The organism is Gemmatimonadaceae bacterium, from assembly GCA_016720905.1.
Taxonomy (GTDB): Bacteria; Gemmatimonadota; Gemmatimonadetes; order Gemmatimonadales; family Gemmatimonadaceae; genus Gemmatimonas.
In genome coordinates this window covers 1-23,523 of sequence record JADKJT010000010.1, presented here as the reverse complement: position 1 = coordinate 23,523, position 23,523 = coordinate 1, and the positions used below count along the sequence as shown (strand labels likewise).

The following is a 23,523-nucleotide window of genomic DNA, read 5'->3' as shown; positions in this document are numbered from 1 at the left end:
CGCCCGAAAGACTCCCACCGCCCGAACGCGGTTGCCCGGGCGCCGTGCGAGTGGCGTCGGAAGGACAGGCGTCGCGATCGGTGGCACGCCGAGCTTCCGGAGACTGCTTGTGGAAGACTTGCCTGCAACGGGACATTGCGGCCGTCGAAGCGGCCAGGTCTTACCGCGATCGGTGCATCGCGTCCCGATGTATCAGCGGTTCGAAAGACGCTGCGCCAGCTCACGGCGCACGCTCACGCGAAGGTGCCATGCTCTATCGCGTGATCGAGGGCGCCGCGCATGATTCTTGCGGGGGTCCACCATCAGTCAGCAGGCCATAAATCGAGGACCCTCTTGGGCTGACTCTGCTGAGGAAACTTCTTGACACTCGGCGTGGAAGTTGCTATCCACGGTACGAGGAGGCGCGGCTCCGGGCAGACACTTCTGCTCACACCTTAGGTCAGCTGCTGGCTCAGGGACGCCAGCGTCGTGTTGGGACTTATCAGCGTCTGATCCCGTTCAGAAGCCCGCGCGCGGTGGCGCCATGATGGTCAGCGATACGCCAACCACGGCGCTCGCTGCCGTGTTCCGCTGATGAAACCCCGGTGAACTGCTGCGCACGTGGAGTGTGCTGGTGACCCAGCCGTGGCTTACGGATGTCGTCGGGGGCTTAAGCGCCGCCACGGGCAACGCGCAGGCGCGGTTGGCGCTTGGCGCGGGGGGATGGTCTCGACCGTGAGTGCGGTCGGCGCCTTGCGCAGTCTCTGGTGATGACGCCCAGCGCCGTGGTGGCGCGAAGAGATATCGAGGGCATCGCCCGTCAGTGCCTGACGCACCTGCACGGGATGGGCAGGTCGGGCGGACGACTGGCGATGGAAGTGCCCCCCGCCAATTGCCGCGGGAAACGGTGCTGGATCGCCCGCTGGTCGCCTCCCCCACGGCACCGACCGGGCTGCTCCTGCAACTCTTCGCGCGGGCAGGGGATGTCGGCGTGGCCACGCTCGTACGGCACCTGATGACGACGGACGACTCGCTGGCATCTCGTCGCACCTTTTTAAACGCTGGTATCGCGATGGACATCGGTGCCAGTGAACTGCTGGACGCGCTTTACGTGGCGAATCGCTGGTTTGCTGGTGCGGTATTCCGCGCTGCTCGGGGAAATTCATGTCAGAACCCGCCGACGACACCCTGGCAACCCCTGCTGCATCATTGCCGACAGGCGTATTCCGGTACCGCATCGCGCAGTGATGCGTTTGCGCACCGTCAGGGCGCTCTGAAGGCGCTCAGGAGTCATCGGGCGATTCCAACGCCCAGGTGCGCCGACGCTGGCGGCGGCCGCGGCGTTCAGTTTTGTGGCAGGCGCCAGCAGCGGCGTGAGGGTCCGACGCACTGCCGCGCCTCTCTGACCGCAGCCAACCACTCGGCGGCGGGAATCCGACGAAGATGTCGCGCTGGAAATGTTGGCCGCGCTCCGGCGCAGGTTGGGCAGCGCCAGAAGCATAAAGTACCCAGCCATTGCTGCGAATCGCCCTGCCCGCGTCCCAGGACCTCTCCGGTGCGGCCGCCTCCGAGAACCGCGTGACTCGTGGATTCGCATTGGAGGCACTGATGCGCGCGCGCGGCCCCAGATGCAACCGGTCATCGATTCGCTCAGGCCCGACGCCGATGCGAAATTCGCCGCGGCGGCCACTCGAGCCTGCCGCGCATTTGGCGTCGCGCCACCCCTGCCTGTCGAGCATAGGTGAAATCCGTTTCGTTCGTCACCATGCACGACACGTTTCGGCATGATCAACCCGCAACCCGATCGAGATCATCCGGCGACCATCTCGTTCGGCGAGTGCATGTAGCGATTGGGAATCGACGGCAGCGCGGTCGCCACGCCATTGCGTGTCAGGTGAATCGCGTCTGGCATCGGTGCTGTTGAAGCGACCGGCGAGATGCACCCGTGCAGAATATTGTCAGGCGATCGGCCGTGTGACTGCCGGGGGCTGAAGGCGACCGGGCTTACCACCGATCCGCGCGCGTCAGCACGGGGTGTCTGCCCGGCGTGTGCTCGCCAAAACAGCCTTCTCCACTTTGCCCAGATGATCCGTCGCGAACGTCCGCATCCACCGCGATCGCCGTACTTGGGCATCCAGTGACTGGGCCGCCACCCGCGCGCCACCACCAGCATATCCGATTTCTTCCTGCGCGGTCGCCCGCGGCGACGACACGCGCCACACCTGCCGGGCTTACCGCGGCATATCGCCGCAGCGCTGGCGAGCACACCACGAACGCGCCGGTCCGATCAGTCGGTCGACCGCGCGAGACGATGCGGCGATTGAGGAGTCAATGGGCCTGACTATCCATTTCTCCGGCGTCGCCGATCGCGATATCTCCAGCGCTTCGGCCCGGTTCGCGGCGCACGATATCGACCCAGAGGTCATTGATCTTTGAGACCTTTCCGTTCGTCCGGTTTCATCAAATGGATCGGCTTCTTGCCGATGACGCCACATTGAACACATCGCCGTCTCCATTTGAAGGCTGGATACGCTACACCAATGACGAGCACCACCAGGTCCCATCCGCCGATGGGTTCGAGCCAGACCGAAGAGCCATTTTATCTCGTCCGACCCACGTGACAATGATCCCGATCTCGTCGATGCGGTGGCCAGCGAGCCCGGGATCGTCGGGCCGCCCTGGCGCCCGACGGTTGCGAAACTATTGCCAACAACGTCAGCCCGCACCTGCGCGAACGGCTGGCGGCTTCGGCGCCAGACGCGTGCCGGGGCCGCCTCAAACGTTCAAGCCCAAAGACGTATCCAGCAGGGGACTTGAGGAAGGCGAAAGGAGGTGTCCGAACATCCGATAAAATGGTTAAAACTGGCGTCCAGACGCGGACGGGGAGAGCTTCCGCATGACCTCCTCCTTCTCGCAATCCGGACTGGGCGCCGGAATCTTGGTCCGGCGTGTTCGGCATCGGCGGCGGCATCGTGGTCGTACTGGCACGCAATGATCTACCTGGCCAAATTCCATACGCAGCAGGCCCGTGGGCACGTCGCTCCGCGGCACTGGTCCCGCCGATTGGCGCGGCGATCGGTGCGGTGACCTACTATCGCGGTAAAGCCAGCTCGATGCGAAGGCGCTACTGATTGTCGCGGGCATGGCGGTCCGGCGCCCTGAAGGGCGCGCAGAGTGGCGACGCGTATGGATGCGACGCTGTTGAAAAGATTCGCCTGTGCGGGTGGTGGTGATGGCGGTAGAAGATGTAGGTGAGTTGGGCCATTCGTCGTGCTGTGACGATCATCCACCTGGCTAAAAATCATCGGGTTCATCACCCGTGCCATGGTTTCGATCGCTGCTCACGGCGCATGGCCCAGGGCGACTACCAGCCCGTTGGCATCCAGCGCCCAAACCTGCCGACCGTGCGGCTGGGCCCACGCGTCGTCGTGCGGCAGCCGCTCCGGCACCCACGATGGCCTGCGCCAGCGAAAGCCGCCCACCTGGGGCGCCACAAACACAGACTCCGGTTCGGCCGCCGCCTTACCCCATCGTGACCGGGACTGCATGAGCACCCGCCGTCCCCAGCACATCCCCGCCGCCCGCGCGTCGGACTTGTTCCGGGCCCCAGTGTCCCGCGAGAAATACCGGTGAAGAGGTCCACTCGATGACCGCCGCCCGCGGCCTCGGCGCTTTCGCCGGCGCCGAAACATCGGTGCCCCCGCTGCACGATCGCGCGAACCGGCCAGCAGACGCCATAAACTCACTTTGCCCGGTAATCGCCGAAAATCGTCTGGATATCGGCATGGAGTCCGTCCAGCGTGGTGCCGCCAAGCGCTGACGACGCGAGGGCGAGCGGCACAGCCGTGATGCCAGCCGCCCGCAGATCACATGTCTCCCATGCGGCGCAGCGCTCCAAAGCGCCTGGGTGAGCGGCGGATTCGGATGCCGGGCGCGAATGCGCGCGACTCGTCGAGCGTGAACGGCGCGTGTCCCTGACCGGACAGCGCGCGCACTGCCGCATCGATCGCGGCCGGGTCGAACCGGATGTCGCCGTGGCCGTGGGCGATGGCGCTTCGGGTGAGCGCGGGCTCGCGACGCGACCACTGCCGGATAGTCCCGCATGCGTGATACCACGGATGCTCGGTGGCCCCACGAAACGCGACGATCTCGGTGGCCGCCGGGAACAGGAGACGATCCTCACGCCGTCATCGGTTTCGCCCCGATACACTTCTTTTCCGCCGATGTACGTGGCCATCACGTTGGTCTTCAGCACCAACTCCATACAGCACGCGCGTGATCCTGGTCCAGCACCACAAAGTCCGCGTGCTTGCCGGGTGTGAGGCAGGCCAAGTTCCTTCTCTTGCAGGCGGCGTAGTTTGGCCGGAGCGTCATGCTCCAGCGCTTCCTCGCGCGTCATGCGCTGCTCGGGGAACCATCCGTAAGCGAATGCAGTCATTGGCATCCTGACGCGCAGTGGAGGCGTGGAACGGGATGAGCGGATTCACGTGTTCACCGGGAAATCGCTGCCGTTGGGGCACGACGACGTCGGGTTGATCAGTGAGCGCCAGGCATACGCGCCCAGCACGCGCGTCGGACCGAGGCGCTTACCGATCCAGTACGTGTCACTGGTCTGCGGTGACTCGCCTGCCATCGACGGGATCACCCGAAGGCTGGGCAAAGCGCGGGATATCGTCGTAGTTGAGGGGATCTGCGCGTGCGTCGACGCTTTGAAAGCGTGATCCGCCGTGGGCGCGGACCTGAGCGCCTGTTCGCCGTCATCGGGCACCACGCGATTGCCGCGATCCTTGATGGCGTGCGTGTTCACCTGAAAAGCCGCTTTTAGGCGCGGCATTCCGCGACGTACGCGGATGTGCGCGGGCGCGCTCAACGTAAGCCGGTGTTGTTAGGGTCGTCGAATACGACTTCGGCAACGCCGCGCGATCCCATCGCGCCGTCGGCGTAACTCGGTGGCGCGCACCCACAGCTTCCCGTCGTACAGCGCCGACCGTGGGCCGCTTGCGAGATAATGCTTGAGCGCCTTCCATGGTCGTCACCGATCATCACAGCAGGGCGGAGATTCAGTTCCGCTTCGCTTGCGCCATCTGTTCATACAGGTCGATCAACCCGCGGGGACTGCCTTAAGGCATCATGCACATGCCTGTAAGGCCCCATTGATGCATGACGCCGATCGCCCCCGCCAGGCGCCGTGCGCGTTTCGGCGGCGGTCGGCGGGCACCCCTTGCTGTCGACGATATCGCAGCATTGTCCGCAGCACGCCGGTCGGGTTGCCCTGCGCATCGCGCAGGATCTTACTTGACACCAGTCGGATCCTACACGGCCGCAGTGAGCGCGGCGATGCGCATTGCCTGGCATTGACCAACGACGCGTGGCCGTCACCGGTGAGGACCACCGGATGATCGGGTACGGCCGCGGACAGTTTCTCATGCGTCGGAAACCGTGTATCGCCCAGGCATTCTGGTCCCAGCCCCTGTCCCCTGGATCCAGCTCCTTGGGCGTGGACTTGGCGCGCTCGACGACGCGGGCAATCGTCGTCACAGGTGCGTGTGCCTACGAGATCGACGCCGAGCGCAGGGTCTGGGGCGAGTCCTCCGAAAATGCGCGTGCGCATCGACCATGCCCGGGATGACGGTCTTGCCCGCTGCCGTCGAGGACCCGTGTGTTGGCGCCCCTTCAGCGCATTAGCTTCCTGCCGAGATCCGACAAAGACCACGCGGCCATCACGCACCGCGAACGCCTCCGCGAGGGGTCTGGCCTCGTCGGCGGTATACACCCGCGCATTGGTGACAATCAGGTCGGCGGCGACGTGGCGGGGCGCTGGGCGCGAAGGACGGACGGCGCGGCCAGAAGCAGCGCGCCAAAGAATGCCGATTGGATTCGCATGGAAGGGGGAAGGAGACCCCAAGTCTGGCGCACGAAAGCGAGGAGGGCAAGCCCGGTGGCTTGCACTCCTCGCTTTCGATGTCGGCGATTACTTCGTCGGCGGCATGACCGCGTCGATCAATGGATCACGCCATTCTTTGCCACTATGATATCGGTGGTGACGATGTGCGCCGCGTTGACCATCGGCTTGCCGCCCATCACGGTGATCTTCACGTCCTGTCCTTCTACCGTCACTTCACGCCCTTGCCCACAGTCTTCAACGCCTCGGCCGCCGGCACGTTGCCCGAGAGTACATGGTAGAGGAGCACGTTCTTGAGCGCGACCTTGTCCTTGAGCAGGGCATCGAGCTGCGCCTTCGGGATCTTCGCAAACGCGTCGTCGGTCGGGGCAAACATGGTGAATGGACCCGGGCCCTTGAGCGTTTCCGATCAGGCCGGCGGCAGTCAACGCCGTCGCCAGGGTCTTGAACGAACCGGCGGCGGCAGCCGTCTCAGCGATGTCCTTGTCTTTCGAGCCCGCGCCGCGCGCGGCGTGGACAGGGCGATCATGGCGGCACCGGCAAACAGCAGCTTCGAAATCGAACGACGCATCGAAATGGCTCCCAGGAAGTTGTTGGAAGGTGAATCGCGTACTCACCCGTATTCCCACAACGCACGGGGTTGGATGCACGGTGTCCAGCGGAGTCGTTCTCGATGCGCTTTGTTACATGGTCCGACGCGACGGTCCGATCTCAGCGACCCGGCGGAATCAGCACCGTGTCGATGACGTGAATGATGCCGTTCTTCGCCATGACGTCGGCCCGCACCACGTTGGCGGTCCCGATGGTCAACTGCGTGCCCGGTCGGCCGATGCGCGTCTCGCGCTCCCCCTCCACCGTCTGCGTCCCTTGCCGTTGAGAGATGCGAGAAGTCGTCGGCTGTGAGGCGACCCGCGATGAGGTGATAGGGAGCATATTCCCGCAGCGCGCTCTTGTCCTTGAACAGCGCGTCGAGTGTGCCCCTTGGGCAGCTTGGCGAAATGCGGCGTCGTTGGGAATCAGGACCGGAACGGGCCCGGACCTTGAGCGTCTCAACCAGTCCGGCGTCGGTGAGTGCGCGTGAAGGTCTTGAACAAGCTGGCCGCCAACGCCGTCTCGACAAGGTCTTTGTCCTGCGCACCAACGATGAGCGCGCCGCCATCTCCCACGGCGCTGGACGCAACCACCAGGGAGAGCTTTCGCATCTGTGTACTCCGGATCACGAGGATCGCGCGGGATCGCGCTTACTGATCCAACTCCGAGGGCATTGCGTCGTTCCGAGCGGTTGAGTTGGGGCCGGAGGGGTGAGCTAGCGAACCGTCGAGGTGCTTGTGGGCCCAGCCGACGAGGGCAGCACCCAGTCCTGCCCTCACCGACTCACCCCTCGCACGCTTGACGCTTCTTCTGCTCACCCTCTGGCCTCACCGCTCCACCTCAGCGATATATGTCAAGGCGCGTTGGGACGGATCTGGAGGCGCGCGCAAGATCACCCGACTCGAGCAGTTGCAGCCGAAATACGCGACAATGATCGTGATGTCGAACATGCCGACGTCCGGAATGACTCCCGCAGTGGGGCGAGAAATGGGTTCCGTGATCACGTGCGACCATCGCCACCACTTAGAGTACGGCGAGCCGCCCACCCAACTCAGAAATCACCCGCGCAAACAACGCCCCTGCAGCGGGCCGAACGTCCAGCGCACCAACACAAAGAGAATCATCCGGGACTGTGGCGCCCCTTACCGCCAACATGGCCAGTTGGTCGCGCAGGAATCCGACACCGGAATCAGCAGGGACCGCCGAGCAATCACCGCGGCCAGTGTCCACCACGGCGCAGCGTACGGCGTGCCACCGGCGCGCAGCAGACGACGCTCCATTGGCGCGATCAACCAGGGGATCGATCCGTTCACGGATGAACCGTGCCAAGGCGGAGAACGGCGGAATCTTCCGCGTACGGACGCCATACGACGCGAGTGGCGGCGACGGCGGTCAGTACGCCGGCGGCGAAGACCGCGGGGACGCAACGCGGCCAGAATGACGTCGAAGACGCTGATGACAGATCCGAACATGCTGGAAAATACCCCTGCGGACGTTCGGGTCTCAACAGCATGCGAATCGTCCCCGGTAAGCCCGTGAGCCGGGACCACCAGAACGTCCCATGCGACACACGCAGGTAGGCGTCGAGCCGTGCCGTGCTGTCCGGCCCATAGCCAAACCACCAGGCTGTCGCACGTGGGCGAACGCGTCGTCGACGACCGTGTGGGGTGCGCACGCACTCCATTAACCCCTTCGACCCCGTGAATGCGACCAACACCGCTCGCCTTGGCGCCGCGTGCGGATTTCCAGCAGGCCAGCGGCGGTGATCACCGCGTCGTTGGTGGCCACGGTGCCCCGTGTGGAGTTGCGCGGCAATTCGCGCACCCCGGGCGCGGTCGCCCGTCCACACCGGGACGCGCTCAGCCCCGTAACGCGTGCCACTTTCGGCCAACGCGATGGCGTCTGCCTCGGTCGCGCGCGCATGTGACCGCGAGGACCGGACCGAACGTTTCCTCCTGCCAGACGCGCATGGCGGTCGTGACACCGGCCAGCACCACGGCGGGAACCTGTCGATCACTCATGCGGTCCGTCGAGTCCGCAGCGGGGGCCGGCACCAGATGCGGTTCCTGTTGCGCCACCACGCGGGCACCCTGCGCCACCGCTTCCTGCAGTTGCTCCATGATCAACGCCCGCTGTGGCGCCGAGATGATGGGACCCATGTCGGCCGGCGACGAAACCGAGGGGAGACGGTGTCGCCGGTGATGGTCGGTCCCGCCACACCGCGCGCAGATGCGGCGGCAGCGCGTCGTAGGCGCGCCCCACGGCGATCACGCTTCGCGGCCACGCAGGTCTGCCCGGCGTTGGGAATCGCGCCCAGGGATGCCGCTGGCCGTGTGGGCGATATCGGCGTCTTCCAGCACAATGGCCGCGTCACTGCCGCCCAGTTCTCAGCGACACGGGCACGAACCGCGGGGCACACGAGACCGCGATTGATCGTCCGGGTGCGCTCGCTCCCGGTAAAGAACACCTTGTCGACGCTCGCGTTGACCAATCCCGCACCCATCCGACCGTCGCCGAGCGGCACGAGCAACACATCGGCCGGAACCCCGGCGGCCTGCAACAGGCGCGCAATGTGGTCGATACAACGTGGCGTGTGCTCGGGCTTGAGCGACGGCGTTGCCGGCCACCAGCGCCGTCATCGCGTGCATTGCGGGGAAGAAGAACGGGTAGTTCCAGGGGCTCACCACCGCGACCACGCGGACGGTTCGTGGTGCGTGATGATGGTCTTGCGCCATGCCGCCGTCGTTTGGGAACGTACCGTGCGCGTGGCCAACGGCTCGCTTCGGCAATGCGGGACAGGAATCGCGCGCCTTCCAACGCCATCGCCACATCGGCGACATAGCTCTCCGGCAGCGGCTTGCCCGATTCCTCGGTAATCGTGCAGCCAATGACCGCCCGATCGGCGTACCAACTGCCGGAATCGCTCGATGACAGCGGCTCGCCCTTTCGCCCAACGCCGCTCACGCCGGCTGGGCGGCCCGCGCGCGATTCACCGCGAGTTGGGCCTTCGCGAGCGCGACCGAGACTTCGCCGACTCGGGTCCAGCATGCCCGGCGCCAGTGGTCACGCTGAACTCGGATGAAACGGCGTGAAGTGTCATGGGGACGGAGGCGTTAGGGACAATCGGAACTTAGCGATGTGGCGCCCTCGTCGTTCTGAACAGCCAATAACCCCACGGAATCATCCACACCAGAATCCACAACGCGGTCATCATTGGCACCATGGGAGTCCGCAACGGACCACCGACTGCACCAGCGACCACCCGAGGAGCGGCGACAGAAGCGGTCGTGTCGCCCGGACGGACCCGTCGCGTTCGCGTGGGTCAGGTCCAGCGCGTTGTGGGTCACGGTGGCGGTCAGCGTCACCACGGCATCGGGCGCGCGCGCGGCGGGAGCAAACACGTCGGGCAACGCGACCGTCGGTGACAGCAGACCCGCGCGCCAGCTATTCCGTGTCGTGCCCAATACCGCGCTTCGGCCGCGCTGCGCCAGCAACAGGAATGCCACCGTATCACCACGGGCATGCACGAAAACGATCGGGACGACGTCGTCACGACCATCACGGCCACGCACGCTGACCGCCGCGCGTACGCGTCCGCGTGGCGTAACGCGATAACGGGACCGGTGCCTCCATGGGCGAGTGACACACCGTTCACCGAGGGGCCCTCGGCGAAGCCGGCGAACCAACCGTATCCGGGGGTGAAGGGTAGAGGACTCAGCGCGACCGGACCGGACGCGATGGCACGCACTGCGAGGGGCCGAGCGCCCAGTCGATGGCCCACCATCGCGACAATGGCCACGGTCCAACCCGCGAACAGAACCACGTGCCGCCCGCGGCGAAGGGTGCATCAGCCATGCGCGTTGATGCACCGCCCGGCTCCCAGAAAGACGCCCGCACTGTTGGTGACCCAATCGGCGCTGCGCTTCGGCCCGATGGAAATCCCGACAGTTGCAGGAGCTCGATGCCCAGCGAAACGACAGCCCCGGTCAGCAACGCGCGCGACGTGCGCATGCCCAGCGCGCCCAGCACCACCCCCAGTGGCAAGAACAGGATCACGTTGCTGATCGCGTCCGCCAGCCAGATGGGGCGGCACGTCAGGCACCACACGGCAGCGAGGCTGAAGGCATTTCCGCGCGCCGGCAGCAGCGTCGCGAGGGCGATAGGCGCAACCGCCAGGGGCAAACCGACCACGCGATCAGGCACCGTCGCGCGCTTCATACGGAGTACTCCCCGAGGCGGTTTCAAATGCTTCCCGTTCACGACTGCCGGTTTACTTCAGCACCGCCTTGGCAATCGTCTGCAGCTGCATGTTGCTGGTGCCTTCGTAAATCGTGCCGATCTTCGCATCCCGGTAGAACTTCTCCACCGGATAATCGCGCGTGTAGCCGTAGCCGCCAAACAGTTCCACGCACAGCGACGTGACGCGTTCCGCACATTGACGCATACAACCTGCCATCGCGCCCCTGACGCGCGATGTCAGCGGCCGGCGTCCTGGGGCGCGCCGCGTTGCCACCATCAGTCGCGCCGCCGGGTTCGGTTGCTGCTTGCGCCACCTGAAACTGGATGCCCTGAAAGTCGGCCAGCGACTTGCCGAACTGTTTGCGCTCTTTCAGGTGCGCCACCGTGACGTCCAGTGCGCCTTGCGCCACGCCAATCATCTGCGCGCCGATACCGATGCGTCCTTCGTTCAACGTCTCGATGGCGATCTTGTAGCCGGTGCCGACCGCGCCAACGACGTTCGCATCAGGCACCACGCAATTGTCGAAGTGCAGGGCCGTCGCTCGACGCGCGAATCCCCAGTTTCTCTTCCTTGCGGCCCACGGAGAAACCCGGCATGCCGCGTTCCACGATGAAGGTCGTGATCCCCCTTGTATCCCACATCGGGGTTGGCATTGGCGAACACCACGAAAATGTCGGCCTCGCCGCCGTTGGTGATCCACGCCTTCGCGCCACTCAACGACCATCCGCCATCCACTCGTTCGGCACGCGTCGCCAATGCAAACGCATCCGATCCGCTTCCGGGCTCCGACAACGCGTAGGCGCCAATCGTGCCGCTGGTCAACCGGGTCAACAACCGCGCATGCTGCTCGGCGGTGCCGTACCGATTGATCGGATAGTTGACGAGCGTGTTCTGCACATCGACTTGAATGGCCGCCGCCGCATCGACCGTGCTGAGCGCTTCCACTGCCAGCGTCACCATCATCAACGTGCCGTCGGCGCCGCCGAACTGTTCAGGAACCTCGATCCCCATCAGACCCAGCTCGACAAACTTCGCCGTCACGGCCGGGTCAAGCTTTCCGGCCTCCTCCATATCGCGAACCCGCGGTCGCACAACGGACTCCGCCAATTCGTGCACGGCAGCGCGAAAAAGCTCCTCTTCCTCGGAAAGAATGGTGAGCGGGGAACGCGAATTCTCGACGCTGCTGGTCATCGGGCGGACGGTTGGGGAACCTGAAGGCGAAGCAGGGAAGACCCTACCGAAGGTAACACCAATCGCCGGGCCGTTTTCGGTACCGGATATGGATGAGTTCGGCACGCCCCTTGCGGCATCTGTAGATGTGTGCAGGATTCTACCACCTACGTGACGCAGCCCACTATGCCCCGTATCGCCTTCAACTCCAACAGTTACAGCGTTGCCCGCCGATTCGGCCGAGCGACGCGTGCCGCTGGCGTGATGGCATGCGGTGTGGCGCTGTTGCAGGCGTGCAGCGGTTCTGACGCCGTAGCGCCGATTTCTCCCACCAATTCAACGCCCGTCGGTCAAATCGCCGGTACGGCAACCGTCGGCAGCACGCTGGATGCACCGGTACGGCTCGCGGTCACCGGCTCGGATGGTCGCCCTCTGGGCGGTGCCAAGGTCCTCTGGATGGCCAGCGATGGCGGCAGAGTCAGCTCGGCAGAAACAACCACCGACGGCAACGGCGTCGCATCGGTGCGCTGGACGCTGGGCACCCTGGCGGGACTGCAGAGTCTCACCGCCAACGTGGCCGGCTTGGCACCGGTGATATTTGGTGCCAATGCGGTGGCCGACCGTGCGGCCATAGTTCGCCTTTCCACCGATCTGGTTCGTGTCACGCTTCTGGGGGACACGATTCACTTCGCGACCACTGTCGCGGACAAGTACGGTAATACGGTCGGGGTCGTGCCGACGCTGACGCTGGAAGGCGGCAGCGACGCGGTGGTGGCGTCGGCTGGACAGTTTATCGCGCGCGGGCGCGGCACCGCATTCATCAGGGCGATTGTTGACACCGCGTCGTCACGGTTGACGGTGTTGGTTGATCCCGCCGTGCCGGTGGTGACCCGCGTCTCTCCAGATACGTTGGTGCCGGGTGCGTCGATCACGGTTGAAGGCACCGGCTTCGCGCTGGCCGCCGACGCGGTGGATCTCACCGTGGCCGGCGTGAAGGCCACGGTCATCCGCGTGTCCGCGTCGCGCATCGAGGCCCTGTTGCCAACGACGTATGGCTGCATGGCCACCGCCGCCCAACCGGTCAAGGTCACCATTGCGGCGGCAAGCGGTCAACTCGCGACGCCGTTTCGGACGGCCACCCGCATTGCACTCGCCAAGGGCGAGTCGGCCAACATCCTCGACGTCGATCAGGTGCGCTGCACCGAATTGGTCGCGCCAGCGAATACCGTGAACGCGAAGTACGTGGTGGCCGTGATCAATACGAGTGTGACCGCCGCGGCCACATCCGGCTTCGAGTTGCGTGGCGCAGGGGCCGGGGCATTGGCCGGCCACGCCGCGACGCCCAGATCGTCTGTGCAGATGGCGTCGCTCACCCCGTCGTCGACGGGCACGAATGCGCGCATGTCCGCCGCTCTGGCGCAGATGGCGAGCGATGAGAAGGCCGAGGCCCGGCACGATGACTATCTCTATGCTCAGCGCGTCATCAATGCGCGTTTCTGTTCGCCCGCGCCGACCTGGCGTGCGTTATCACGAATGAAATCCGCCGGTGTCGCGTCCGCGATGGCGTCCACCCGCGCGCCGATGTCACTGGGCGACACCGTGACGATGAAGGCGTTGTACGGAAGCTGCACCGCCGGCCGTGATATCCGGGCGCGCGTGGTCTATGCGGGCGCGAAGTCGGTGGTACTGGAAGACCTCGCCGCGCCCCGTGCGGGCACGATGGATGAGCAGTATGCCCTGATTGGCGACGAGTACGACCGCGTGCAGTATCCGCTCATGGTGGACCAGGTCGGCGACCCATTGGCGATGAACGCCACCATGGGCGGTGACGGTCGAGTGACCATGCTGTTCACCCGGTATGTGACCGACTCGCTGCCGGGGGTCGCGGGATCCGTGTCGGCGTGCAACTCCTATCCCAAAGGCACGTTTGCGGCCAGCAACGAGGACGACGTGTTCTACGCGCGCGTGGCCAACGCCGCCGAATCCCCGACGGAATGGCGGCGATCGCTGCGCGGCACGGTGATGCACGAGAGCAAGCACCTGGCCTCTTTCGCCATTCGCTTTGTGAATGGGACGCCGTTTGAAGAGTCCTGGCTGGAAGAAAGCCTGGGGCGGGTCGCCGAAGAGCTGTATTCACGCACGTTCGCCGACGGCGGCGCCTGGAAGGGCAACGTCGGGTATCAGACCACCGTGCGGTGCGAAGTGTACCAGTGCGACGACCGGCCGCTGATGATGTGGAAGCACTTCTCCGTGCTGCACCAGTACATGCGTGGCGTGGATACATTGACCCCGATTGGCGCGGCCGCCAATGGCGACTTCACCTTCTACGCCAGCGGCTGGTCGTTGGTGCGTTGGGCCGCCGACCAGTATGCCGGCAATGAAGCCACGTGGATCAAGGATATCGTGCGCGGCGGACAGCTCACGGGACTGAGCAATCTGGCGCAGCGCACCGGACGCCCGGCGGGCGAGATGCTGGCGGACTGGGCATTGGCCAACGCGGTGGATGATCTCGCGGACTTCGTGCCGGCGCGCCGGCAACTGACCTTCCCCAGCTGGAACGTGGCCGATGTCTTTGCCGGACTGGCGGCCACGTATCCCGGATCGTTCGTGGCCAGCCCGCTGCGCGCGCGCGCTATGACGTTCGGGTCGTTCACCTTGCCGGTGGCCAAACTGCGGGCGTTCAGCAGCAGCTATTTCAGCTTCGAAGGCGCCCAGACGGGGAGCCAGCTGCTGGAGCTGCGCGGCGAAGGCGGGGCAAGTGTGCCGCCGAGCAGTTTGCGGGTTGCGGTGGTGCGGGTCCAGTAGTCTTCACAGTGTGACGATTTCGGCAACCATTGCGGTCGGAGCGGTTGCATCGATCCTGTTCATCTGGATCGGCTATCCGCTTGCGATAGGACTCGTGTCCTTGGTGGTCCGGCGCCCGCTTCAACCGGACTACGTGCGATCACGCCACCGACGAGTGAGCCTCGTGATAGCCACCCGCGATACGCAATCGGCGATCGCTGCGCGAGTAGCCAATGCGCTGGACACTGAGCACCCGGCCGAGCTCTTGGAAGTCATTGTTGCCGTGGATTCAGGGGCGCCGTTGCAGGGTTCGCCCGCATTCGACAACAGGGATGCTCGCGTGCGCGTCGTGGCAGGTGATGAGCCGGAAGGCAAGGCCGGTGCGCTGAAATGCGGGAGTCCGGGCGGCAAACCGGCGATGTATTGATTATGGCGGATACGGTGATGTCGGCAGCCGGTTCTCACCCATGTACCTTTACTGGGCCGGGGAGAAGTGGCTTCGGTACCACGAAGCCATCATTCATTCGAGTATTGGAGTCACCGGTGCAGTCTATGCGACGCGCCGCTCGTCTTGGCCGGTTGTACCAAGTGGCACGCTCCTAGATGATGTCTACGTGCCCATGGCGCTGGTGCTTGCTGGCCATCGTGTTGGCTTCACCCCCGCAGCCGTGGCTACCGACGAGCGCGCGTCTTCAATGCCGAGGCGGAAAGCGTTCGCAAGGAACGCACGTTGACGGGTGTGCTGCAGTTGCTTCGTCTGCTCCCAAAGGTAGTGAGCGTACGCAATCCGATAGTCGTGCAGTTTGTACTGCATAAGCTCGCGCGATTGGCCACGCCCGTCCTGCTGGTGATCGCGATGGCCGCCGGTCTACAGCCCGCGGCGCAGACGGCAATGCGATTCCCGGTCGCCGTTGCAACGGTGGTTGGTCTTGTTCTGACACTCGTCCTTATCGTGGCTCCGCTGCGGCAGCGCGTCGGAACCACTCTCAGCTGGATGCTGTCGTTGCAGCTTGCCACGTTTCGCGCGGTCGCGAATGGATTCCACGGTCGTTGGGGCGTCTGGAAGCGGCATTGATAGTCGTTCACCTGTCGGATATTCACCACGGACTGCCTTCATGACGTTCTGGGATCGATTTCATAACCGGCGTTTTACATTTGATCGCTTCGCGCGCGGTATGCGTGTGCTTGATGTGGGATTTGGCGAAGGCGAGCAGATGCAAGCCCTCCTCGATCGCGGATGCGAGGTGACAGGCGTCGACTACTCGTTCGCGCTTGTCGATCAGGCCAAGGCGCGTGGTTTCAACGCGACGCAGTCCCTGGCCGAAAACCTGCCGTTTCCCGCGGCGCAATTCGATGGGCTGATCTGCAAGGTGGTGGTGCCCTATACCGACGAGGCCCGCGCGATCGCCGAATGGGCCCGCGTGCTCAAACCCGGCGGCGTCGCCTGGTGTCCTATCATGGGGCCGGCTATTTCCTACGCTACTTAGTAGCCGGAGACGACTGGAAGCACCGGGTGTACGGTGTGCGCGCACTGATCAACAGCTGGGTGTATCGATGGAGCGGCTACCGCGCCTTCCCGGATTTGTCGGTGACACCATTTACCAGTCCGGAGGCGCGGCTCCGACGGTACTATCAGAAGAACTCCGCTCCGGCTTGGGGAACACTCGGTCGGACCGACATTTTTCAAATTCCCGGTGTTCATCTACCACCAGCTTCGTCGAGTCGACGCTGCTCCAGTGAATGTGGTGGCTCAGAGAGTCTTCGGGACGCGATCCGAACCGGAGTCCCCGAACACTTCCAGCGCCAACTCGACGCGACCGAATGGCGCGCTCACTTGCACGCCTTGCACGCTGTCGCGCACGCGTTCCAGCATCTCGCGGGCAATGCTGAGACCTTCCTGCAACGCATGCTCTTTGCTCTTTTCCGACGCGCGGCGCATGCGGTGAAGGATGGCGTCGGGTACGGTGACGCCAGGGACCTCGTTGGCAAGAAATTCCGCGTTCCGCGCTGGAAACCAGCGGCCAGATTCCGGCCACGATCGGGATTCGAATGTCGGTAATGGACCTGAGAAACACGTCCAGCTGTTCCGGATCGAATACCGGTTGCGTGATGGCGTACTCCGCTCCGGCTTCCACTTTCCAGAGAAATCGCTTCAACTCATGCGCCAGGTCAATCGCGGCGGGATTCACGCCAACCCCGATGACAAATTGCGTGGGCTCGCCGATCGGGTTCCCACCAGGATCCAGTCCCCTGTTCAGCATCGCCACGAGGTTGGTCAGGCCGATGGCATCGATATCGAATACGGCGGTGGCGTCAGGATAGGGCCCCATCTTCGGGGGTCGCCCGTGATGAGGAGCATATTGCGAAGTCCCAGCGCCGACGCGCCAAGCAAATCACTCAACATGCCCAACAGGTTCCGGTCGCGACAACAATAGTGCGTCACGGCTTGATACCATGACGCTCGATAATCAGGCTAGTGGCGATTGCGCCTATCCGACTCTGCGCGCGCGGTCCATCGGGAACGTTATGGCGTCCACGCCAGCCCTGGCGAGTGCGGTCGCATCGAGCGCCAGTTTGGCGGTATCCACTCCCCGCGGGGTACAATCTCGACCGAGGTGACAAAACGACCACTGGCCAGCTTCGCACCGAAGCGAGAGCGTTGTTCCAGCGGCATCGTCTGTCGACCCTGCGGTTCAGCGGTCGTCGCAGTGGATGAGGTCCAGGACTCCACAACTCGTTGGTGCGATCTGGGCGACAGCGGTCGGATCCCTTCCATCATGGCCCGGATGTGCTCCGGCGTGGTCCCGCAGCAGCCACCGACGATCTTGGCGCCGGCTTGCACGAGGTGTCGCGCATAGGTGCCCATATACTCTGGACTTGCCATGTACATCGAGCGCCCGCCCACGTCGCGTGGCATGCCCGCATTGGGCTGTGCCGACAGCTTGCGGGTGGTGACAGCCGACATTCGTTCGATGGCCTCAGGAATAGTCTGTGGCCTGACGGAACAATTCAATCCGATGACATCGACCCCCATCAGTCAAGCGCGCGCGCGATGTCTTCGGGTGGCTCCGTACGCGGTGCGCAGGTCAGGCCCACTGTCGCTTGAGGCGATGATTGGCACGCTCCCGTCGACGTCCCGTGCCGCCAAGATCGCCTGCTCCAGCTCCTCGAGATCGGAGAAGGTCTCCAGCAGGAAACAGTCAACACTGCCGAGGCGCAGTGCCTCCATCTGCTCGCGAAATATCTCTCGAGCCTCCTCTCGGCTGGTCGCGCCGTAGGGCTCCAATCGAACGCCCAGCGGGCCGACCGCCCCCGCCACCAGCCGATTGGGCCCGGCTGCCTCACGAGCTTTGATGGATACCACATGCCCGTCAAGTCCGTACTGCGCCAGTTTGGTCCGATTCGCTCCAAAGGTGTTCGTTTCCAGCACATCCGCCCCAGCTTTCACGTATGCCTCATGAATCTCGCGCACGAGATCGGGCGATCGTAAGACGAGTTCGTCGTAACACTGGTTGATGAATACTCCGCGCGCATAAAGCATCGTTCCCATTGCGCCGTCGAACAGTACCACCTGTTCGGCGTCGAGGAGTCGGCGCAACGCGGCGTCTCGGCTCGTTCGTCGGACGCGTCCTGAAGTGTCGGTTTCGTGTCGGCGGTCGTCATGAATAGCTTGTTCGTGGAATCTCAAGACAAAGGTAACTCCCGATGACGACCAGACTGAACCGCGCGTCCCGAATCTCGATGCTGCCTGATCTCCTTGCTGATCGTATCCTGGTGATCGATGGCGCAATGGGGACCATGCTCCAGACCTACCGGCTGGGGGAGGCGGAGTATCGCGGAGCCCGATTTGCGGATTGGCCCTCAGACCTCAAAGGGAACAACGACCTCCTGTCGATAACCCAACCGAGAGATCGTCGGCGCCATTCACGGCCAGTATCTGGAGGCCGGTGCGGACATCCTCGAGACCAACACCTTTGATGCGAACGCCGTTTCCATGGCGGACTACGGCATGCAGGAGTTGGTGTACGAACTCAATGCCGCCGCTGCCGCGCTGGCTCGGGGCATCGCGGGACGAGTTGGCGCCAACGAGCCGACACGTCCCGCTTTGTGGCGGGCGTGCTTGGTCCCACCAATCGCACGGCGTCGTTGTCACCGAGGTCGAGAATCCTGGTGCCCGAAACGTCAACTTGACGAACTGGTGTCTGCCACACCACGTCCATCAATGGCTTGCTGACGGCGGGGGCCGACCTGTTGCTCGTCGTGAAACGATCTTCGACACGCTCAATGCAGGGCGGCACTGTTCGCCATCGAACAGTACTTCGAGGATCACGGAGTTCGTGTCCCCGTGATGATCCGGCACGATCACCGACGCGGTCGAACGCTTTCCGGACAGACGGCCGAGGCGTTCTGGACGTCATTGGCCCACGCGTACCGCTTTATTGGCTTAACTGCGCACTGGGCGCGACGCAGTTGCGGGGCGCACGTGCGGGAACTCGCCCGGATTGCGGATACACGGGTAAGCGCCCACCCCAACGCCGGCCTGCCCAATGCCTTTGGTGAATACGAAGAGTCGCCGGAGACGATGGGCGGGCAACTTCATGAGTGGGCGACCAGCGGCTTGCTGAACATTGTCGGTGGTTGCTGCGGCACCACGCCGGAACACATCCGCGCGATTGTCGATGCGGTGCAAGGTGTGGCACCTCGGGCGATTCCCACTATTGAGCCGCTGCTCCGGCTGTCTGGGCTGGAGCCGATGACGATCGGCCCCGACACGAACTTCGTCAATGTTGGCGAACGGACCAACGTGACCGGTTCGGCAAAGTTTGCGAAACTCGTGTTGGAGGGCAATTACAGCGACGCGTTGGTCGTGGCGCGATGCCAGAGGTGGCGGCGCAGATCATTGATGGGAACATGGATGAAGGCATGTTGGATTCCCCAGACGGCCATGAGTCACGTTCCTCCAACCTGATCGCGTCCGGCCCGACATTTCGCGATACCATCGCTGGTCGACTCCAGCATGGACGGTGATCGAGTCGGCCTCGTTTGAGCAGGGCAAGGGCGTTGTGAATTCCATTTCCTCGGGCGAGGGGAGTCGGGTTTCTGCGTCAGGCGCGACTGGTGCGCCGGTATGGCGCCGCCGTGATTGTGATGGCGTTCGACGAGCAAGGACAGGCGGACAGCAGTGCACGTAAGGTGGAGATCTGCGCGCGCGCCTACGCGCTGCTCACGGGGGAGGTGGGCTTTCCGCCACAGGATATCATCTTCGATCCGAACATCTTCGCCATCGGCACCAGCATCGAGGAGCATGCTGAGTACGCGAAGGCGTACTTCGACGCGACGCGCGAGATCAAGCGCACGCTGCCGCGCCAAAGTTTCAGGCGGTGTCAGCAACATGTCGTTCTCGTTTCGGCAGTCAACGCTGCGCGGGGCGATGCATCATCTTCCTGTACCACGCCATCAGCGCCGGCATGGACATGGGTATCGTGAACGCCGGGCAGCTGCTTCCCTACGAGGACATTCCTTCCGACCTGCGCGAGCGCGTCGAGGACGTTGTGCTCGCACGACGTCCCGACGCCACTGAACGATTACTGGACGTCGCCGATTCGGCCCAAGGCCGCGCGGCGAAGGCGGCCACGGATCTGGCGTGGCGCGACCTACCGGTCGAGGACCGGCTGTCCCACGCACTGGTGCATGGTATTGACACGTGGGTCGTGGAGGATGCCGAGGAAGCGCGGCAATCCGCATCGCATCCGATCGATGAGATGAGGGCCGCTCATGCGCGGCATGAACGTCGTCGGAGATCTATTCGGCGCGGGTAAGCTCTTCCTGCCTCAGGTGGTCAAGAGCGCCCGGTAATGAAGAAAGCCGTCGCGCACCTGATTCCGTTCATCGGAGGCTCCTCGGAGACCGCCTCATCCAGGAGCGCTGGCCGAGTCCTCATGGCGACGGTCAAGGGGGATGTGCACGATATCGGCAAGAACATTGTAGGCGGGTACTTGCAATGTCCAACGGCTATGAAGTCGTGGACATGGGGGTCATGGTGCCATGCGCAAGGATCCTGGACACGGCGCGGGAGGTACACGCTGATGTTATCGGTCTATCGGGCCTGATTACTCCCCCTCGTTGGAAGAGATGACATTTGTGGCCAGCGAGATGGAAAGGACAGGGTTTCACTCTTCCCTGCTGATCGGTGGAGCGACGACCAGCAAGACGCACACGGCGATCAAGATCGAACCGAGCTACGCCGGTCCGGTGGTGCATGCGCTTGATGCCTCGCGCGCTGTTGGCGTGACGAGCGCCTTGCTCAGCGACGAGCGAAAGTCATTGTTCGCAGCGGATGTCCGGAACCGGATGCGAGGGAATTCGCGTAGCGCGGGCCGCTCGCGGCGCCAATCAGCGACTGATCTCAGTTGAAGAGGCACGCACGAATCGGGCGACGATCGACCTGAACGTTCCTGTGCCGGTACCAACATTCACGGGCCCGAGATCGCTGACCCAGTATCCGCTCGCGGAACTCGTCGAACGGATAGACTGGACTCGTTCTTTCAGACATGGGAACCGACGGGGCACTATCCGGCCATCCTCCGGGGACCATCAGGAAGTGAAACGGCGCGGTCGCTGTTTGCCGATGCGCGGGCATTGCTGGCGAGGATCGTCAAGGACGATCGACTGGAAGCCCGTGCCGCCTTCGGCTTCTGGCCGGCGAACGCCATCAATGAAACACTGGAGCTGTACGCCGATAGCTCGCGCACGAAGGTCGTGGCCCGGCTGGACATGCCGAGACAACTGATGGACAAGCGCGGTACCGGTCGGCCTAACTACCGTCTTGGCGGACTTCGTAGCGCCGGACGGCGCGGATTCTGACTATGCGGGCGCCTTCGCGGTGACCGCCGGGCACGGCCTGGAATCACTCGTCGCCGAGTTCGAAGCCGATCATGATGACTACGGGTCGATTATCGCCAAGGCTTTGGCCGATCGTCTGGCCGAAGCGTTCGCGGAACGGCTTCACGAGCGGGTCAGGCGCGAGTTCTGGGGGTACGCAGCCGACGAGGCGCTGGCCAACCTCGACCTCATAAAGCAACGTTATCAGGGCATTCGCCCTGCCCCGGGGTATCCGGCCTGTCCAGACCACACAGCCAAGGGCCCGCTCTTTGAGTTGACTCAGGCCGTTGACCGCGCTGGGATGCGGTTGACGGAGAGCTTCGCCATGACCCCCCGGGGCCAGCGTCAGTGGCTGGTACTTCTGGCGCCCGGAAAGCCGATATTTCGGGATGGGAACCCAGTGGTAAACCGCGCTCGACAGTGTTCGCTTCAATACCGGGACAGTGACAGTACCCCGTCGCCGGTCGTCTTCCATGCGGCTGGCCGCGGCGATCATTGGAATCGGCACCTCGTCGCGCGATTCGACGCGCGCCGGTGCGCTGACCTCAAACCTGAATAGCTCCGCGACTGCTCCCACTTTCTTTGGCGATGCCAACCAAGGGCGGAATCCTCGGCATTCGCTCGCAGCCCCGTTGGCGCTCGTTGCCCACGGGCCCTCACGGCGATTGCCTTTGTGCTGCTGTTCGCGAAAAACCCGCGCAGTTGCTGGCCGACGCATGGTGGAACGATCCCAATTCAGGGCGTGGACTGGACTGCTGCTGGCGCCCCCTGTCGCTCTGGTTGGCGTTTCGCGCAGGTCTCCATCAGCACGCTCGCCCGCAGCATGTGCTGGGCCTCCTGATGCTGATTGGCGCGGTCGTGTTCCGGTATGCCGCGGAACTCGCTGCCGAACTGTTTGTCATGCGTTGTTCGATGATACTCGCCATTGGAGCGCCTGTCGTCTGGCATGCGGGATTTCGCCAGCTCCTGCATTGGTGGCTGCCATTCTCCCTGGTGATTTTGTCTGTCCCTATTCCGGAAGTGATACTAACCTCGGTGGCCTTGCCGTTGCAGTTCATGGCCTCGGAAATCGGCGCCGGATTGTTGTGGTGGAGCGCATTCCGTCAGGCTGTCCGGCAACGTGATTCGCGTGCCTGGACAGGAGTTGTTCGTCGCGGAGGCATGCAGCGGGCTTCGATCACTCACGGCGCTCTTGAGTCTCGGCGTGTTGATGGGTGCGCTGTTTCTGCGCACCTGGCCCCTCCGCATGGTGCTGGTTGCGCTCACGATTCCCGTTGCGATCCTGATTAACGGAGTCCGCGTATTTTTGACCGGATTCCTGGTGCTCTACGTCAGTCCGGAGATGGGGCAGGGCTTCATGCATACCAGCGAAGGCATGGTGATGTTCGGAGGCGCGTTCGTTGTAACCGCAATGCTGGCCTGGGCGCTGAGTAGCCTGGAACGTCTCTTCCCACGCACACACACACACGGTCAGGAGGCAGGATCGTGAACCGCACCGCTTCATTTGTTCCCGCCATGGTGCTTGGCCTTGGCGTGCTGCTGGTGTCCGGTATGCGCGCGCAGCACATCGTGCCACCCGTCCAGCCAATCTCCAGCATCCCCAACATCATGCTCGGTTACGTGGGCCATGATGTGGTGATCGACACCGCGGAGCAACGGGTTGCGGGGATGTCGCACTACGTCATGCGGGAATTCCGCAGCGACTCGGTGCCGGCATTCAGCGTGTATGTCGGTTACTATGATCGACAGGTACAGGGGAAGACGATTCACTCCCCGAAAAACTGCATGCCGGGAGCGGGCTGGGAGATACTCACCAGCGCGCAAGTACCATTGCCGGGCGCAGCCGCCGGTGGCAAGACCAATCGCGTCATCCTGTCCAACCAGGGCGTTCGCGCATTGGTCTATTACTGGTATCAGGGACGCGGCAGACAGGAGAGCAGTGAGTATCGTGTGAAATGGGATCTGCTGCGTGATG

The 23,523-nt window shown here is 63.9% G+C and carries 17 protein-coding genes and 5 pseudogenes; 8 read left to right on the top strand and 14 right to left on the bottom strand.

Features of this window, described 5'->3' with window-relative positions:
- Nucleotides 1-1,789: 1,789 nt before the first annotated feature.
- Together IPP90_10580 and IPP90_10575 are read right to left on the bottom strand one after the other, a co-directional pair.
- A pseudogene (locus tag IPP90_10580) lies at nucleotides 1,790-1,885 on the bottom strand (hypothetical protein).
- Nucleotides 1,886-3,320: 1,435 nt separating this feature from the next.
- Nucleotides 3,321-3,527 (bottom strand): hypothetical protein, encoded by a 207-nt coding sequence (locus IPP90_10575; protein MBL0171158.1) that lies wholly within the window; start codon nucleotides 3,525-3,527, stop codon nucleotides 3,321-3,323.
- A 98-nt stretch (nucleotides 3,528-3,625) separates the two neighbouring features.
- Here IPP90_10575 and IPP90_10570 point away from each other — a divergent pair, with 98 nt between their 5' ends.
- A complete protein-coding gene (locus IPP90_10570; protein MBL0171157.1) occupies nucleotides 3,626-3,799 on the top strand; it encodes a hypothetical protein in 174 nt (57 codons plus the stop codon).
- 663 nt (nucleotides 3,800-4,462) lie between these two features.
- Here IPP90_10570 and IPP90_10565 read toward each other — a convergent pair.
- From IPP90_10565 to IPP90_10515, 11 genes and pseudogenes are all read right to left on the bottom strand, one after another.
- Nucleotides 4,463-4,813, bottom strand: a complete 351-nt coding sequence (locus tag IPP90_10565) for a hypothetical protein (protein MBL0171156.1) — start codon at nucleotides 4,811-4,813, stop codon at nucleotides 4,463-4,465.
- Nucleotides 4,814-5,950: 1,137 nt separating this feature from the next.
- Nucleotides 5,951-6,498, bottom strand: a pseudogene (locus tag IPP90_10560) (fasciclin domain-containing protein).
- A gap of 94 nt (nucleotides 6,499-6,592) precedes the next feature.
- The gene (locus IPP90_10555) at nucleotides 6,593-6,934 is read right to left on the bottom strand and encodes a fasciclin domain-containing protein (GenBank protein MBL0171155.1); all 342 of its coding nucleotides are present in this window, start codon (nucleotides 6,932-6,934) and stop codon (nucleotides 6,593-6,595) included.
- A complete protein-coding gene (locus IPP90_10550; protein ID MBL0171154.1) occupies nucleotides 6,931-7,083 on the bottom strand; it encodes a hypothetical protein in 153 nt (50 codons plus the stop codon). Before IPP90_10550 ends, IPP90_10555 begins: the two co-directional genes overlap by 4 nt.
- Nucleotides 7,084-7,299: 216 nt before the next feature.
- Nucleotides 7,300-7,518 (bottom strand): YggT family protein, encoded by a 219-nt coding sequence (locus IPP90_10545; protein ID MBL0171153.1) that lies wholly within the window; start codon nucleotides 7,516-7,518, stop codon nucleotides 7,300-7,302.
- A gap of 96 nt (nucleotides 7,519-7,614) precedes the next feature.
- Nucleotides 7,615-7,785, bottom strand: coding sequence for a hypothetical protein (locus tag IPP90_10540; protein ID MBL0171152.1), 171 nt, complete (start codon nucleotides 7,783-7,785; stop codon nucleotides 7,615-7,617).
- A 546-nt stretch (nucleotides 7,786-8,331) separates the two neighbouring features.
- Complete coding sequence (locus IPP90_10535; protein MBL0171151.1) at nucleotides 8,332-8,631, bottom strand: aldehyde dehydrogenase family protein; 300 nt, start codon at nucleotides 8,629-8,631, stop codon at nucleotides 8,332-8,334.
- The gene (locus IPP90_10530; protein ID MBL0171150.1) at nucleotides 8,595-9,032 is read right to left on the bottom strand and encodes a hypothetical protein; all 438 of its coding nucleotides are present in this window, start codon (nucleotides 9,030-9,032) and stop codon (nucleotides 8,595-8,597) included. The genes IPP90_10535 and IPP90_10530 overlap by 37 nt, the downstream gene beginning before the upstream one ends.
- Nucleotides 9,033-9,585: 553 nt before the next feature.
- A complete protein-coding gene (locus IPP90_10525; protein ID MBL0171149.1) occupies nucleotides 9,586-10,044 on the bottom strand; it encodes a hypothetical protein in 459 nt (152 codons plus the stop codon).
- A 142-nt stretch (nucleotides 10,045-10,186) separates the two neighbouring features.
- Nucleotides 10,187-10,690 (bottom strand): VanZ family protein, encoded by a 504-nt coding sequence (locus IPP90_10520; protein MBL0171148.1) that lies wholly within the window; start codon nucleotides 10,688-10,690, stop codon nucleotides 10,187-10,189.
- A 52-nt stretch (nucleotides 10,691-10,742) separates the two neighbouring features.
- A pseudogene (locus IPP90_10515) lies at nucleotides 10,743-11,903 on the bottom strand (acyl-CoA dehydrogenase family protein).
- A gap of 165 nt (nucleotides 11,904-12,068) precedes the next feature.
- Between IPP90_10515 and IPP90_10510 the strand changes: the two are divergent.
- The 4 genes from IPP90_10510 (at nucleotide 12,069) to IPP90_10495 (ending at nucleotide 16,153) form a co-directional block, all read left to right on the top strand.
- A complete protein-coding gene (locus IPP90_10510) occupies nucleotides 12,069-14,687 on the top strand; it encodes an IPT/TIG domain-containing protein (GenBank protein MBL0171147.1) in 2,619 nt (872 codons plus the stop codon).
- A 10-nt stretch (nucleotides 14,688-14,697) separates the two neighbouring features.
- A complete protein-coding gene (locus IPP90_10505) occupies nucleotides 14,698-15,093 on the top strand; it encodes a hypothetical protein (GenBank protein ID MBL0171146.1) in 396 nt (131 codons plus the stop codon).
- 345 nt (nucleotides 15,094-15,438) lie between these two features.
- Entirely contained in the window at nucleotides 15,439-15,741 is a 303-nt protein-coding gene (locus IPP90_10500; GenBank protein ID MBL0171145.1) for a hypothetical protein, read from the top strand.
- A 40-nt stretch (nucleotides 15,742-15,781) separates the two neighbouring features.
- The gene (locus tag IPP90_10495) at nucleotides 15,782-16,153 is read left to right on the top strand and encodes a class I SAM-dependent methyltransferase (protein MBL0171144.1); all 372 of its coding nucleotides are present in this window, start codon (nucleotides 15,782-15,784) and stop codon (nucleotides 16,151-16,153) included.
- A gap of 263 nt (nucleotides 16,154-16,416) precedes the next feature.
- Here the strand turns inward: IPP90_10495 and IPP90_10490 are convergent.
- Nucleotides 16,417-18,216 (bottom strand): annotated as a pseudogene (locus IPP90_10490) (bifunctional homocysteine S-methyltransferase/methylenetetrahydrofolate reductase).
- A 155-nt stretch (nucleotides 18,217-18,371) separates the two neighbouring features.
- On the opposite strand from IPP90_10490, the pseudogene metH reads away from it, so the two are divergent.
- From metH to epsI, 3 genes and pseudogenes are all read left to right on the top strand, one after another.
- Nucleotides 18,372-21,955, top strand: a pseudogene (gene metH / locus IPP90_10485) (methionine synthase).
- A gap of 175 nt (nucleotides 21,956-22,130) precedes the next feature.
- Nucleotides 22,131-22,838, top strand: a complete 708-nt coding sequence (locus IPP90_10480; protein MBL0171143.1) for an exosortase/archaeosortase family protein — start codon at nucleotides 22,131-22,133, stop codon at nucleotides 22,836-22,838.
- Nucleotides 22,839-23,033: 195 nt separating this feature from the next.
- Nucleotides 23,034-23,523 (top strand): EpsI family protein (gene epsI, locus IPP90_10475; GenBank protein MBL0171142.1); only part of this gene is annotated, 490 nt, incomplete at its 3' end.

Excerpts from the sequence above, each read along its gene's own strand:
- IPP90_10570 (MBL0171157.1), top strand. The coding sequence starts at position 3,626 with ATGACCGCCGCCCGCGGCCTCGGCGCTTTCGCCGGCGCCGAAACATCG.
- IPP90_10535 (MBL0171151.1), bottom strand. The coding sequence starts at position 8,631 with ATGGGTCCCATCATCTCGGCGCCACAGCGGGCGTTGATCATGGAGCAA.
- IPP90_10550 (MBL0171154.1), bottom strand. The coding sequence starts at position 7,083 with ATGCGAAAGCTCTCCCTGGTGGTTGCGTCCAGCGCCGTGGGAGATGGC.
- IPP90_10520 (MBL0171148.1), bottom strand. The coding sequence starts at position 10,690 with ATGAAGCGCGCGACGGTGCCTGATCGCGTGGTCGGTTTGCCCCTGGCG.
- IPP90_10495 (MBL0171144.1), top strand. The coding sequence starts at position 15,782 with ATGACGTTCTGGGATCGATTTCATAACCGGCGTTTTACATTTGATCGC.
- IPP90_10510 (MBL0171147.1), top strand. The coding sequence starts at position 12,069 with ATGCCCCGTATCGCCTTCAACTCCAACAGTTACAGCGTTGCCCGCCGA.
- IPP90_10575 (MBL0171158.1), bottom strand. The coding sequence starts at position 3,527 with ATGCAGTCCCGGTCACGATGGGGTAAGGCGGCGGCCGAACCGGAGTCT.
- IPP90_10565 (MBL0171156.1), bottom strand. The coding sequence starts at position 4,813 with ATGCCGCGCCTAAAAGCGGCTTTTCAGGTGAACACGCACGCCATCAAG.